The organism is Kitasatospora sp. NPDC059827, from assembly GCF_042731675.1.
In the GTDB taxonomy this organism is placed as follows: Bacteria; Actinomycetota; Actinomycetes; order Streptomycetales; family Streptomycetaceae; genus Kitasatospora.
In genome coordinates, this window is the sequence record NZ_JBHWIV010000033.1 from 43,042 (window position 1) to 57,582 (window position 14,541).

The 14,541-nt window shown below is 74.7% G+C and carries 8 protein-coding genes; all 8 read left to right on the forward strand.

Annotated elements, in window-relative coordinates:
* Positions 1 to 133: 133 nt before the first annotated feature.
* Genes ACFV8H_RS21575 through ACFV8H_RS21610 form a run of 8 tightly spaced genes read left to right on the forward strand, consistent with a single transcriptional unit; the run spans position 134 to position 14,496 of the window.
* A complete protein-coding gene (locus ACFV8H_RS21575; protein WP_380402211.1) occupies positions 134 to 5,917 on the forward strand; it encodes an amino acid adenylation domain-containing protein in 5,784 nt (1,927 codons plus the stop codon).
* Positions 5,914 to 6,705, forward strand: coding sequence for a hypothetical protein (locus ACFV8H_RS21580; protein WP_380402214.1), 792 nt, complete (start codon positions 5,914 to 5,916; stop codon positions 6,703 to 6,705). The genes ACFV8H_RS21575 and ACFV8H_RS21580 overlap by 4 nt, the downstream gene beginning before the upstream one ends.
* Before the next feature lie 43 nt (positions 6,706 to 6,748).
* Positions 6,749 to 8,563 (forward strand): non-ribosomal peptide synthetase, encoded by a 1,815-nt coding sequence (locus ACFV8H_RS21585; RefSeq protein WP_380402216.1) that lies wholly within the window; start codon positions 6,749 to 6,751, stop codon positions 8,561 to 8,563.
* On the forward strand, positions 8,560 to 9,789 hold the full coding sequence (locus tag ACFV8H_RS21590; RefSeq protein ID WP_380402218.1) for a cytochrome P450: 1,230 nt from the start codon (positions 8,560 to 8,562) through the stop codon (positions 9,787 to 9,789). Before ACFV8H_RS21585 ends, ACFV8H_RS21590 begins: the two co-directional genes overlap by 4 nt.
* 32 nt (positions 9,790 to 9,821) lie before the next feature.
* On the forward strand, positions 9,822 to 10,565 hold the full coding sequence (locus ACFV8H_RS21595; RefSeq protein ID WP_380402221.1) for a thioesterase II family protein: 744 nt from the start codon (positions 9,822 to 9,824) through the stop codon (positions 10,563 to 10,565).
* Positions 10,562 to 11,887: an MFS transporter gene (locus ACFV8H_RS21600; protein ID WP_380402223.1), complete on the forward strand. Its 1,326-nt coding sequence runs from the start codon at positions 10,562 to 10,564 to the stop codon at positions 11,885 to 11,887. The genes ACFV8H_RS21595 and ACFV8H_RS21600 overlap by 4 nt, the downstream gene beginning before the upstream one ends.
* On the forward strand, positions 11,880 to 12,911 hold the full coding sequence (locus ACFV8H_RS21605; protein ID WP_380402226.1) for a kinase: 1,032 nt from the start codon (positions 11,880 to 11,882) through the stop codon (positions 12,909 to 12,911). Before ACFV8H_RS21600 ends, ACFV8H_RS21605 begins: the two co-directional genes overlap by 8 nt.
* A complete protein-coding gene (locus ACFV8H_RS21610) occupies positions 12,901 to 14,496 on the forward strand; it encodes an amino acid adenylation domain-containing protein (RefSeq protein ID WP_380402228.1) in 1,596 nt (531 codons plus the stop codon). The genes ACFV8H_RS21605 and ACFV8H_RS21610 overlap by 11 nt, the downstream gene beginning before the upstream one ends.
* The last annotated feature ends 45 nt before the right edge of the window (positions 14,497 to 14,541 follow it).

Consider the following 14,541-nt stretch of genomic DNA (forward strand, 5'->3'; position numbering starts at 1 on the left):
TTGACAGGAGCATCGCCAACGCTAAGATCGACTTGGATCGACTTAGTGACTGCCGTCTGCGCACCGGAAGACCATATCGACGCCGCCCCCCACCTCGCGGCCGATAAATGGGATGAAGAAAGGTCACGGCGCTTTGAGCAGCAATGAAAGCCCCAGCCCGGAGACGTTCGAGCCGGACGTCTTTCCGGCGGCCAAGGCGCAGGAGCAGCTGTACTTCGTGCAGCAGGTCATCGGCGACTCCCCCGCCTACCACGTCCCGGTCGTCTTCGCCCTGACCGGCCGGCTCGACCCGGCGGCCCTGGAGCGCGCGGTGCGCCGGGTGGCCCTGCGGCACGAGGCGCTGCGGACGCACTTCACCCTCGGCGACGACGGGCTCCAGCAGGTGGTCACCGACCGCCCCGCCGACTGGCGGATCGTCGACTGCGCGTCCGAGGACGAACTGGGCTCCCGGCTGCGGTCGGAGACCGACCGGCCGTTCGACCTGGAATCGCCCCCGCTGTTCCGTGCCGCCCTGCTGCGGCGCGACGAGCGCACCGCCCTCCTGGTGCTGACGATGCACCACATCGTCTGCGACGGATGGTCCCTGGGCATCGTGGTCGACGAACTGTTCCGCCACTACGACGCGTTCGCGGCCGGGCGGGACCTCGCCCTGCCGGAACCCGAGTTCCAGTACGGCGACTACGCCGACTGGCAGCGCGCCTGGCTGGGCAGCCCCGCCGCCGAGAAGCACCTCGACTTCTGGTCCCGGACCCTCGGCGGAGAGCTGCCGGTCCTGGAACTGCCCGGGGACCGGCCGGCCGGCGCCCCGGCCCCCGGCCACGGCGGCGGCCTGCTGAGCTTCCCGCTGGAACCCGAACTGCTGGACGGCCTGCACGCGTTGGCCGCCACGGCCCGCAGCACGCTGTTCACCGTGCTGCTCGCCGCGTACCAGGTCCTGCTCGGCCGGTACACCGGGGTCGAGGACGTCATCGTCGGCAGCCCGGTGGCCAACCGCAGCCGGATCGAGTTCGAGCGGACGGTCGGCTTCTTCGTCAACATGGTGGCCATCCGCACCGACCTCGGCCCGGCCGGGCCGGGGGCGGGCGGACCGGGGGCGGGCGGACCGGGGCCCACCGGACCGAGCTTCCGCGAACTGCTGACCCGGGTGCGCGCCGCCGCGTTACAGGCCCAGGACCACCACGAGCTCCCCTTCGAGTCGGTCGTCCAACTGGTCAACCCGCGCCGCGACCCCGGCCACGACCCGGTCTTCCAGGCCCTGTTCATGCTGGACGACACCACGACGGAGCCGCCCGCGGCACAGGGGCTGGAGATCGTCCCGGTGCCGGTCCACTCCGACACCGCCAAGTTCCAGCTCTCCCTCCAGGTGAACGAGCACGACGACCGACCGGGCTTCGAACTCGAGTACCGCACCGACCGGTTCACGCCCGAGTGGGCGCAGCGCTTCGCCGGGCACTACGCCCGGCTGCTGCGGCTGGTGGTCGAGCAGCCCGACCGCCCGCTCGACGCGCTGTTCGAGCTCCCGGCGGCGGAGCGCGCCCCGGACCGCGCCCCGGACGGCGTCGCGGGCCGTGCCGCGGAGGACGGTCGGGACGACGGCTGGGACGACGGCTGGGACGACGAGGACGACACCCCGTACGTGGCGCCGCGCGACGAGGACGAGCGGATCCTGGCCGAGGTCTGGCAGGAGGCCCTCGGCCGCAGCGACATCGGCATCGACCACAACTACTTCGAGGTCGGCGGCGACTCGATCCTCAGCATCCAGATCCTCTCCCGGGCCCGCCGGCACGGCCTGCGGTTCGAACTGCGGGACCTCCTGGTCGCCCAGACGATCCGCGAGCTGACCCCGCTGGTGACCCGCACCGCCCCCGAGGCCGAAGCCGCCCTGGAGCCCTTCGACCTGCTGACGGCCGCCGACCGGGCCCGGCTGCCGGACGGCCTGGCGGACGCCTATCCGCTCACCTCGCTCCAGGCCGGCATGCTCTACCACAGCGAGCTGGACGCCGTGCACCGCGCCTACCACGACGTCGCCGGCTACCACCTGCGCGGCCCGTACTCGCCGCCGGCCTGGCGCTCCGCCGTCGCCGCCCTGCTGGAGCGGCACGAGCTGCTGCGCACCTCCTTCGCCCTGCGCGACCTCGGCGAGCCGGTCCAGCTGGTGCACCACCAGGTCGCCGAGCCGCCGGTCACCTTCGAGGACCTCGGGGCGGTGCCCGCCGACGAGCAGCCGGAGGCGCTGCGCCGCCACTACGCGTGGGAGCGCGAGCACCCCTTCGACTGGGAGCGCCCGCCGCTCATCCGCTTCCACGTGCAGCGCCGCTCGGCCGACACCTTCCAGCTCTGGGTGGTCGAGCACCACGCGATCCTGGACGGCTGGAGCGGCCGGCAGCTGCTGACCGAACTCCTGGAGCTCTACCTCCAGGCCCTCGGGCGCAGCACCCGGGAGCTCCCTGCGCCGCCGCTCGCCCGGTTCCGCTCGCTGGTCGCCCTGGAGCGCGAAGCCGTCGCCGATCCCGACCAACGCGCCTTCTGGCGCGAGCGGTTGGACGGCATGACGGCGCTGCGGCTGCCGCGCACCGCCCCCGCCGCAGGGGTGCCGGACCTGGTGATGACCGAGTACGAGCTACCCGAGCAGCTCTCCGCCGACCTGCTGCGGACGGCCGCCGAACTCGGCGTCCCGGTCCGGATCGCGCTGCTGGCCGCGCACCTGCGGGTGCTGGCGCTGCTCGGCGGCACCGACGACGTGGTCTCGGGCGCGGTCTACAACGGCCGCATCGCCGAGGAGGACGGGGAGCGGGTCGTCGGCCTGTTCCTGAACACCCTGCCGGTGCGCGCCCGGATCGACGACGGCACCACCTGGGCCTCGCTGGTCGCCGACGTCGCCGCGACCGATCTCGCGCTCCAGCCGCACCGCCGGCTCCCGCTCGCCACCATCCAGCAGGACGCCGGCGGCGGGCCGCTGTTCGAGAGCTTCTTCAACTACACCCACTTCCACGCGCCCGACGAGGGCACCGCCGGGGAGCTGGAGATCCTCGACGAGTTCGGTGTGGTGCCGACCAACTTCCCGTTCGGCGTGGAGTTCATGCGCGACGCCCGGACCGGGCGGATCGGCCTGGGGCTGCGGTACGACGCGGCGCAGTTCGCCGCCGAGGAGATCGACCGCTGGGCCGGCTACCACCTGACCGCGCTGCGCTCGCTGGCCGCGGAACCCGCCGCGGGCATCGGCCGGACCGAACTGCCGTCCCCCGCCGAGCTGGCGCAGCTCGACCGCTGGAACGACACCGCGACCACGTACCACCGGCCGCACCTGCTGCACGTCCTGGTCGAGGAGCAGGCCCGGCTGACCCCGGACCGGATCGCGGTGGCCTTCGAGGGCGGCACGCTCTCCTACCGGGAGCTGGACCGCCGGGCCGACGCCCTCGCCCGCCGGCTGGTGGACCGCGGGGTGGAGCCCGGCGACCGGGTCGGGGTGTGCCTGGAGCGCTCGACCGAGCTGGTGGTCTCGCTGCTGGCGGTCCTCAAGGCGGGCGGCGCCTACGTGCCGATCGACCCGGAGCACCCGGTCGCCCGGATCGCCACGATGGTGGCGGAGGCGGCGCCGGCCCTGGTGCTGACCACGACCGCGCTCGCCGAGCGGGTGGAGCCGTCCGGTGCCGCCGTCGAGGTGGTGGACACCGGCACCGCCGACGCCGGGCTCCCCGTCGGCGGCCCCCGGGTGGCGGTGGACCCGGACGCCCCGGCCTACCTGATCTTCACCTCCGGCTCCACCGGCGTCCCCAAGGGCGTCGTGGTCTCGCACCGGGCGATCTGCAACCGACTGCTGTGGATGCAGGAGGAGTTCGGCCTCACCGAGGCGGACCGGGTGCTGCAGAAGACCCCGTACACCTTCGACGTCTCCGTCTGGGAGTTCTTCTGGCCGCTGGTCCAGGGCGCCCGGCTGGTCGTCGCCGCTCCCGGCGCCCACCGGGAGCCGGAGGAGCTGGCGCAGCTGATCCGCGAGCACTCGGTGACCACGGTCCACTTCGTGCCCTCGATGCTCCGGGTCTTCCTGGACCACGCGGACCCGGCGGACTGCGCGAGCCTGCGCCTGGTGGTGTGCAGCGGCGAGGCCCTGCCGGCCGACCTGCGGGACGCCCACCACGAGCGCCTCGACGCGGAACTGGTCAACCTCTACGGCCCGACCGAGGCCGCCGTCGACGTCACCTGCTGGCGCTGCCGCCCCGGGGACGGCGCGACGGTGCCGATCGGGCACCCGATCGCGAACATCCGGATCCACCTGCTGGACGCCCGGATGAACCGGGTCCCGGTCGGCGTGACCGGCGAGCTGCACATCGGCGGTGTCGGCCTGGCCGACGGCTACCACGGCCGCCCGGACCTCACCGCCGAGCGCTTCGTCGAGCACACCTGGCCGGACGGCGCCGCCGAACGCCTCTACCGCACCGGGGACCTCGCCCGGCGCCGCCCGGACGGCGCGATCGACTACCTGGGCCGGGCCGACCAGCAGGTGAAGGTCCGCGGCATGCGGATCGAACTGGGCGAGATCGAGGCCGCGCTGACCCGCCACCCGGACGTCCGCGAGGCGGCCGTGGTCCTGCACGGGCACCGGCTGGCGGCGTACGTGGCGGCCCCGGAGGCCGTCACCGGCGACGCCCTGGCCGCGTACCTCGGCGACACCCTGCCCGAGTACATGCTGCCGAGCGTCTGGACGCGGCTGGAACGGCTGCCGCTGGCCTCCAACGGCAAGGTGGACCGCAAGCTCCTCCCGGAGCCCGGGCCGGCCGCCCTGGCCGGGGAGCGGACCCCCGCGCCGCCGGTCACCGACGTCCAGCGCCGACTGGTCCGGGTCTGGGAGGAGACCCTCGGGGTCAGCCCGATCGGCATCCACGACAGCTTCTTCGCGCTCGGCGGGCACTCCCTGGTGGCGCTCAACCTGGCCATGCGGATCCGGCGCGAGTTCGGCCGCAAGCTCCCCGTCGCGGAGCTCCTGACGCACAACACCGTCGCCCGGCTGGCCCCGCTGGTGACGGCTCGGGAGTCCGGCGACGAGGACCCGGCCCGGCTGCTGCCGATCCGCCGGGCCGGGGAGGGCGAACCGCTCACCCTGGTCCACCCGGTCGGCGGCGGCGTGTTCTGCTACCTCCCGCTGGCCTCCCAGCTGCGACCGGGCCGGCCGGTGTACGGGATCGTCTCGGAGGGCCTGGTCTCCGGCAGCGTGGCCAACCTGTCGGTGGAGCGGATCGCCGAGAGCTACGTCGACCTGCTGGTGGCCAAGCAGCCGAAGGGCCCGTACCACCTGGCCGGCTGGTCCTTCGGCGCGGTGCTGGTCTTCGAGATGGCCTGCCGGCTCCGCCGCCGGGGTGCCGAGGTCGGCTCGCTGAGCATGATCGACGCGGCCTACCCGGGCCAGTTCGACGAGAGCCTGCGCGACGAGGACCTCGCGCTGCTGGTCTTCGTCGACGTGCTGCGGGCCGCCGGGATGGCCGTCCCGGAGCACGACGACGCGGAGTGGGCGGCGGCCCTCGCCGAGTTCCCGACGATCCACCAGAAGCTCCGCTGGCTGGTCGGCCGGCTGCCCACCGCGGAGGACGGCAAGGCCACCGAACTGGAGCAGTGGGAGGCCTACTTCAAGGTCTTCACCACCAACCTCACCGCGCACAACGACTACCGGCCGGGCCGGTACCCGGGCGACGTGGTCTACATCGAGGGCCTGGACGGCGGCGCCATCGGCAGTGCCGGCGCCTGGCGGGCCGCGGTGGACGGCCGGTTCAGCGCGCACACCATCGAGGCCAGCCACTACGACATCCTCCGGCAGCCGCACGTCCGGCAGATGGCCCGGCTGGTGGACCGGGCCCTGGACGGCGCCGCGGACGGGGCGCCGGACGGGGCACCCGACACCGCTCCGGACGGGACGCCCCGGTGAACGGCGCCGTGGAGCACGCGCGCACCGCCGCCGAGCTGGTGATCCCCGCGCGCTACAACGGACCGGACGGCTCGGCGCACGGCGGCTACGCCTGCGCCCGGATCGTCGCCCTGGCCGACGGCCGGCACGGCCCCGACCCGGCGGTGACCCTGCTGGCCCCGCTGCCGCTGGACACCCCGCTGGAGTTCCGGTCCGGTGAGCGCCGGTCCGGGCTGTGGCACGGCGCCGAGCTGGTGGCCACCGTCACCCGGGCCCGGGACGGACTGCCGCTGCCGCCGCCGGTCGGGCTCCCGGCGGCGCGCGGCGCCGCCGCCAGCTACCTGGGCCGCACCGGCCACCCGTTCCCCACCTGCTGGGCGTGCGGGCCGGAGCGGGCCGAGGACGGCCTGCGGCTGTCCCCCGGTCCGGTGGCCCCGGGCACCGTGGCCTGCACCTGGACCCCGCGCGGCGCCCCCGGCGCGGCCGTACCGGCCGAACAGGTCTGGGGCGCACTCGACTGCCCCGGCGGCTGGGTGACCGACCCGCGCGCCCGCCCGATGGTGCTGAGCCGGATGACCGCCGGGCTCACCGGGCCGGTGCGGGCCGGCCGGGAGTACGAGGTGGTGGCCGCCCGGCACGCGACCCACGGGCGGACGGTGGTCAACCTCACCGCCCTGTACGACGCGGACGGGCGGCCGCTCGCGCGGGCCACCGCGCTGTGGACGGAGGTCCGACCTCCCGACGACCCCACCGCCCGACCACCCCACCGCCCGACGACACGCCAGTCGCCCACGAAACCGGGCCCGTGACCGGCACGGTCCGGACCGCCCCGAAGGGACAGTTGATCAGCCCATGGCCACGGTAGACACCGCAGTGGTCCCCACCGGGGGCCTGACGTCCGTGTGCGACCGCTTCGCGTCCGTCGCGCGCGACCGGGCCGGCGCCACCGCCGTCCGGTCCGGCGCCACCCGCCTGTCCTACCGGGAGCTCGACGCCCGGGCGGAGGCCCTCGCGGCCCGGCTCCGGGCCGTCGGCGTGCGGCGCGGCGACCGGGTCGGGGTGCGCGTCGACCGCTCGGCGGAGCAGGTGACCGCCCTGCTCGGCGTGCTCAAGGCCGGGGCCGCGTACGTCGCGGTCGACCCCCAGGACCCGCCGGCCCGCGCCACCTCCCTGCTGGCCGACGCCGGCGCCCGCGCGGTGCTGGCCGGTCCGGACCTCGCCCTCACCGTGCTCACGGCGGCCGACGCGAACGGGCCCGGCACGAGCGGGCCCGACACGCCCCCCGGCCCCGAGGACACCGCCTACGTCGCGTACACCTCCGGCTCCACCGGCCGCCCCAAGGGCGTCAGCGTCCCGCACCGGGCCGTGCACCGCCTGGTGGTCGACGGCGACCCGCTGGCCTTCCGCCCCGAGGACGTCTTCCTGGCGCACGCCCCGATCGCCTTCGACGCCTCCACCCTGGAGATCTGGGGCGCCCTGCTGAACGGCGCCTGCCTGGTCGTCGCACCGCCCGGGCCGCTCGGGCCGGGGGAGTTGACCGAGCTGGTCCGCGAGGCCGGGGTCACCGTGCTGTGGCTGACGGCCGGCCTGTTCCACCAGGTGGTCGACGCCGGGCTCCCCCCGCTGCCGGCGCTGCGCTACCTGGTGGCCGGCGGCGACGTCCTCTCCCCCGCCCACGTCGACCGCGCGGCCGCCGCGCTGCCGAACGGCGTCGTGGTCAACGGCTACGGGCCGACCGAGAACACCACCTTCACCTGCTGCCACCCGGTGCGCGAACCCCTGGACGGGCGCCCGGTGCCGATCGGCCGTCCGATCGGCGGCACCCGGGTGCACGTGCTGGACGAGCGGCTGCGGCCGGTGCCCGCGGGCGGGACCGGCACGCTCTTCGCCGCCGGCCCGGGGCTCGCCCACGGCTACCTCGGCCGCCCCGACCTGACCGCCGAACGCTTCCTCCCCGACCCCTTCGCCGCCGAGCCCGGCGCCCGGATGTACGACACCGGCGACCGGGTCCGCCAGGCCCCGGACGGCACCCTCGCCTTCCTCGGCCGGACCGACACCCAGGTGAAGCTCCGCGGCTTCCGGGTCGAACTCGGCGAGGTCGAGGCCGCCGTGAGCGCCCACCCCGACGTCCGCTCCGCCGTGGTGGTGCTCCAGCAGCGGGCCGACGGCGACCGCCGGCTCGCCGCCTTCTACCAGGGCGACGTCGAACTGCTCTCCGCCGAACTGCGCGCCGGCCTCGCCGCCGAACTGCCGCGCCACCTCGTCCCGAGCACCTTCACCTGGCTGGAGACCCTGCCGCTGACCCCCAACGGCAAGGTCGACCGCACCGCCCTGGCGCAGCGCCGCGGCCGCGAGCGCGAGGACGTCGGCAGTGAGCACCGGCCCCCGCACGGCGCCGCCGAGGAGTGGCTGACCCGGTTGTGGGAGGAGGTCATGGAGATCGACGGGATCGGCGCCGACGACGACTTCTTCGAACTGGGCGGCCACTCGCTGATGGCCACCCGGATCACCGGTGAGATCTCCGCCGAGACGGACCTGCTGATCACCGCCCGGACCTTCTACGAGAACCCGACCGTGGCCGAGCTGGCCCTGCGGGTCGTCGAGGCCGCGGCCGAGGAGGGCGCCGATCCCGAGGTGCTGCGCGAGCACGACGGAGCCGGCCGATGAGGATCACCGCGCAGCCCGACCCGGAGCGGATCGACCCGGACACGGTGGACCTCGGCGACCCGGCCTTCTACGCCGAGGGCGACCCGCACCCGGTCTGGACGGTCATGCGCCGGGAGGCACCGGTGCACCGCCGCACCCTCCCGGACGGCCGGTCCTTCCTCTCGGTGACCCGGCACGCCGACGTCAGCGCCGTCCTGCGCGACCACACCCGCTTCACCTCCCGCCGGGGCACCATGCTGTCGATCCTCGGCGAACGCGACCCGGCGGGCGACAAGATGATGGCCGCCTGCGACCCGCCGGTGCACGGCGCCCTGCGCGAGCCGATGGCCCGGGTGCTCTCCTTCGCCCGGCTGCGCCCCCACCAGGAGGCGATCCGCCGCCTGGTACGCACCCTGCTCCAACCGCTCGCCGACGGCGGCCCGCTGGACCTCGCGGCGGCCGCCACCGGCTTCCCGATGGCCTTCACCGGCGCCCTGATGGGCCTGCCGGAGCAGGACTGGGAGTACCTGGCCCGGCTCACCACCATGGCCGTCGCCCCGGAGGACGCCACCTTCCACCAGGTCGGCGGGGGCGCCAAGCTGGTCCGCGCCCACCACGAGCTGTTCGCGTACTTCGCCGAGCAGGCCCGCTCCCGCGGCCCCCGGGACGACCTGGTCGGCTTCCTGCGGAGCATGCCGGTCGGGGACCGCACCATGCGCCGCGAGGAGCTCGTCTACAACTGCTACAGCCTGCTGCTGGGCGCCAACGTCACCACGCCGCACGCGATGGCCGCGACCGTCCTGGCCTTCACCGAGCACCCGGAGCAGTACCGCCGGCTCGGGGACGGCACCGCCACCGTCGAGGACGCCGTGGAGGAGGGCCTGCGCTGGTCCTCCCCCGCCAACCACTTCATGCGCTACAGCGTGGTCGACACCGAGCTGAGCGGCGTCCCGGTCCGGGCCGGGGAGGCGGTGGTGGCCTGGCTCGGCTCCGCCAACCGGGACGAGCGGGTCTTCGCCGACCCCTTCGCCTTCGACGTGTCCCGCTCCCCCAACCGCCACCTGGCCTTCGGCTTCGGCCCGCACTACTGCATCGGCGCCCCGCTGGCCAGGATCGCGCTGCGGCTCTTCTTCGCCGAAGTGGTGCGACTGGTCGGGGAGTTCGAGCTCGCCGGCCCGGTCGAGCACCTGCGGTCGAACTTCGTCGCCGGGATCAAGAGCCTGCCGGTGACCGCCAAGCTGCGCTGAGCGCACGAGAGACTCCAGAGGTGAGGTGCTGTATGACGACGGTCAGCAAGCCCGGGAGGTGGCTGCTGCGCCGCCCGTCGCCGGACGCGGCGGCCCGGCTGTTCTGCTTCCCGTACTCCGGGTGCGGCGCGTCCATGTACAACGGGTGGCCGCGGCGGACCGGAGGCGTCGAGCTCTGCGCGGTGCAGCTGCCCGCGCGGGAGAACCGGATGCGGGAGCCGCACCACGGCTCGTACGAGTCGCTGGCCGAGCAGACCGCCGAGGCGCTCGCGCCCTACCTGGACCGTCCGTTCGGCGTGTTCGGGCACTGCGGCGGGGCGCTAGCCGCGTTCGCCACCGCGCTGCACCTGCAACGGACCGGCCGGCCGACGCCCACCGCGGTCTTCGTCTCCTCCCAGGTCGCACCGCACCAGGGGCCGTACGGGCGCTTCCTCGGCCTGGGCCGGGACGAACTGCGCGAGGAACTGGCGCGGTTGACGCTGTCGATGGGCGGCCGGGTCCAGCCGTCCGCCCTCGACCTCGCGCTGGACGTCCTGGAGCAGGACGTGGCGGGCAACCGGAACTACCGGCTGGACGCCCCGGTCGTCCTGGACGCGGCGGTGCACGCGATCGGCTGGAGCGGGGACGTGGAGATCCGGCCCGACCAGATGGACGGCTGGCGGGAGTACGCGGCCCCCGGCCGCTACCACCCGGTGGTGCTGGCCGGCGAGCACCACGCCTTCCTCAAGGCCCCGGCGGAACTGATGGCACGATTCACCGAGGGACTGGCACTGTGACGTCCGGCAAGCAGATCGGCGTGCTGCGCCGCAACACCGACTTCCGCAACCTGTGGCTCGGCCAGTCCGCGTCGATGCTCGGCTCCAACATGACGGCCGTGGCCGTCCCGCTGATCGCCTCGGTCACGCTCTCGGCCTCGATCTCCGAGCTGGGCGTGCTCAGCGCCGCGAGCTACCTGCCCTACCTGCTGGTGAGCCTGTTCGTCGGGGTCTGGGTGGACCGCAAGCCCAAGCGCCCCATCATCATCGGGGCCGACCTCCTGCGCGGGGCCACGATGATGCTGGTCCCGTGCGCCTGGTGGCTGGACGCCCTGACGGTGCCGCTGCTGGTCGGCGTCGTCCTGCTGGTCGGCCTGTGCAGCGTGGTGGCGGACATCGGCAACGCCTCCCTGCTGCCGGCCCTGGTCGAGCGCGACGACCTGATCGAGGGCAACAGCAAGCTGGAGCTGAGCAGTTCGGTGTCCAACATCGGCGGCCACTCGCTCGGCGGGGTGATCGTCCAGGCCCTGACCGGCCCGGTCGCGATGGCCCTCAACGCGGCCACCTTCGTGGTGTCCGCCCTGTTCACCTCGCGGATCCGGCGGCGCGAGCCGGCCCCGGAGAGCACCGGCGAGCCCGGCTCGGTCTGGAAGGACGCGGCCGAGGGCGCCCGCTTCGTCCTGGGCAACCCGCTGCTGCGGGTCCTGGTGCTCGCCACCCTGGTCGCCAACTTCTTCGCGCTGGCCTGCGAACCGCTCTTCCTCGCCTTCGTGACCCGCAACCTGGACCTCGCCCCGACCTTCGTCGGCGTCATCCTGGCCTCCTCGGGCGCGGGCGCCCTGATCGGCGCGGTGCTGGCCGGGCCGATGAGCCGACGGATGCCGCTGGGCCGGCTGCTGGTGTTCACCTCGACCGCGATCGGCCTGGCCTCGCTGCTGACCCCGCTGGCCACCGTGGTGCCGGAGGCGGCGGCGATCGTGCTGCTGCTGGTGATGCACGTGGTGAACTCCGCGATGGTGATCGTCTGCAACATCAACCTGCGCGCCTACCGCACCTCCATCACCCCGGTCGAACTCCAGGGCCGGATGACCGCCGTGGTGCGGATGGTCGTCATGGGCGGCGCCCCGCTGGGAGCCGTCTTCGGCGGCTTCCTCGGCGACCGGATCGGCGTCTCCCCGGCCCTGGTGTTCGCCTCGGTGGGACTCCTGGTGGCCGCTGTGATCATCGCCCTGTCACCGGTCCGGCGGGTGACCGAGATCCCCGGGGCGGCCGCCGACCCGGCGCCGACCGCGGACCACGGGTCGGCCCAGGCCGACCCCGTCGAGGGGGTCCCGGTTGACTAGCCCCACCGAGCTGCCCGCCGCCACCGCGCTGCGGGAGGCCCCCGGCCGCAGCACGGGCACCGGCCGGGCCTTCGGCACCTTCGGCGAACTGCTCCAGGGCGCACTGCCCGACGACGGCCCGGAGTTCCTGGTCACCCTCCCGATCGCCGGCTGGAGCACCGCGACCTTCCGCTACGACCCGCAGGAGCCCGGGGTCACCGTCCGGCCCGCCCACAAGGCCAAGTCCCGGCGGCTGGCCGGGCTGCTGCTGGACCTGACCGGGCGGCCCGGCGGCGGCGAACTGGACCTGACCGGCGAACTGCCCGAGGGCAAGGGGCTGGCCAGCTCCTCCGCCGACCTGGTGGCCACCGCCCGGGCCGTCGCGGCGGCGCTGCGCACCCCCCTGCCGCCGACCTCGGTCGAGGCCCTGCTGCGGCGGATCGAACCGACCGACGGAGTGATGTACGACGGCATCGTCTCCTTCCTGCACCGGGACGTCCGGCTGCGCGAGCGGCTCGGCTTCCTGCCGTCGATGACCGTCCTCGCCCACGACGAGGGCGGCCGGGTCGACACCGTCGGCTTCAACCGGATCCCCAAGGACTACACCGACGAGGAACGCCGCGAGTACGGCCGGCTGCTGACCGCGCTGGGCACGGCGGTGCGCACCGGGGACCTCGCCGAGGTCGGCCGGATCGCCACCCGCAGCACCGAACTGAGCCTGCGGCGGCGGCCGCACCGCGGCTCCGGCGAGCTGCGCGCGCTCTGCGCGGAGCTCGACGGCCTCGGGCTGGTCCGCGCGCACAGCGGCACCAACCTGGGCGTCCTGCTGCCCGCCGGCGACCCGGAGCTGGCCGCGAAGGTCGAGCACGCCCGGGCCGCCTGCCGGTCCGTCGGCGGCACCGTGTCGGTGCACCGCACGCTCGGGCCCGAGGAGTTCACCGCCGTACCTGAGCTCACCGCCACAGCGGAGTTCACCGCCGTACCGGAGTTCACCGCCGTACCGGCCGCACCCGGCGCCGGGGAAGGACAGCCCCATGCGCGCTGACGCCACACCGGACGGCTCGGCCCCGGACGGGACCGACGGGTCCACCCTCACCGGGCTGCTGGCCCGCCGGATGGCGCGCTGCCCGGACGCGACGGCCGTGCTGTGCGGCGCCGAACGGCTGAGCCACCGGGAACTGGACGAGCGCGCCAACCGGCTGGCCCGCGAGCTGATCGCGCGCGGGATCGGCCCGGAGCACCTGGTGGCGGTGGCCCTGGAACGGTCGGTCACGCTGCTGGTGGCCCTCCTCGGGGTGCTCAAGGCCGGCGCCGCCTACGTCCCGGTGGACCCCGGGTACCCAGTGGAACGCCTCGACCAGGTGCTCCGGGACGCCGAACCGGCGCTGCTGCTCACGGTCGCCCCGACCGCCGGGGCGCTGCCCCGCACCCCGGCCCCGGTGCTGCTGCTGGATTCCGCCGCGACCGGGCTCGCCCTGGTCGGCCGCAGCGCCGCCCCGGTGCGGGACACCGAGCGCCTGCGGCGCCTGCGGCCCCAGCACCCGGCGTACGTCATCTACACCTCCGGCTCCACCGGCCGGCCCAAGGGCGTCGTACTGTGCCACGCCTCGGTGGTCAACTACCTGACCTGGGCGGCGCGTTCCTACCCCAGCACGGGCGGGGTGGCGCTGGTCCAGTCCTCGGTCGCCTTCGACCTGACCGTCACCGGCCTGTTCGCCCCGCTGCTGGCGGGCGGTGCGGTGCACCTGGCGGGCAGTCGCGGCGGCGGCCGGGCCGCACTGCGCGAGCACCCGTGCACCTTCCTCAAGGCGACCCCGGGGCACCTGCCGCTCCTCGACCTGCTCCCGGCGGAGTTCTCCCCCCGCCGCGAACTGGTCCTCGGCGGCGAGCAGTTGCTCGGTGCCGCGCTCGCCGGCTGGCGGGCCCGGCACCCGGAGGCCACCGTGGTCAACGAGTACGGGCCGACCGAGGCCACCGTCGGCTGCACGGAGTACCGGATCGAACCGGGCACGGAGCTGCCGCCCGGGCCCGTCCCGATCGGCACCGCCATCGACGGCGTCGGGCTCCACGTCCTGGACGCACGGCTGCGGCCGGTCGACGGGCCGGAGGCCGAGGGCGAACTGTACGTGTCGGGCGCCGCGCTGGCCCGCGGCTACCTCGGACGGCCGGATCTGACCGCCGAGCGCTTCCTGCCCTGCCCGGACGGCCCGCCCGGCGCCCGGATGTACCGGACCGGCGACCTGGTGCGGCGCACCGCGGACGGCGGGCTGTACTACCTCGGCCGGGCCGACCGCCAGGTGAAGGTCAAGGGGTTCCGGATCGAACCCGCCGAGGTGGAGGCCGCGCTGCTCGGCCACCCGGCGGTGGCCCAGGCGGCCGCCTTCGTCCAGCCCGCCGAACCGGACGCCCCGGGGGACCGGTTGGCCGCCAGTGTGGTGCTGCGCACCGGTCGGGCGGAGCGGGCCGAGGAGCTCCGCGCCCATCTGGTCGCCCGGTTGCCCGAGTTCATGGTGCCGACCCTCCTCACCGTACTCCCGGAGATCCCGCTGACCCCCGGCGGAAAGGTCGACCGGGACGCCCTGGTGGCAAGGAATTCCCTTGCCACCGAGGCCCCTTCCGTCCTTTCCTGAATGAACGACCCGTCATATTCCCGACCGTGTCGCACAAACCCACTG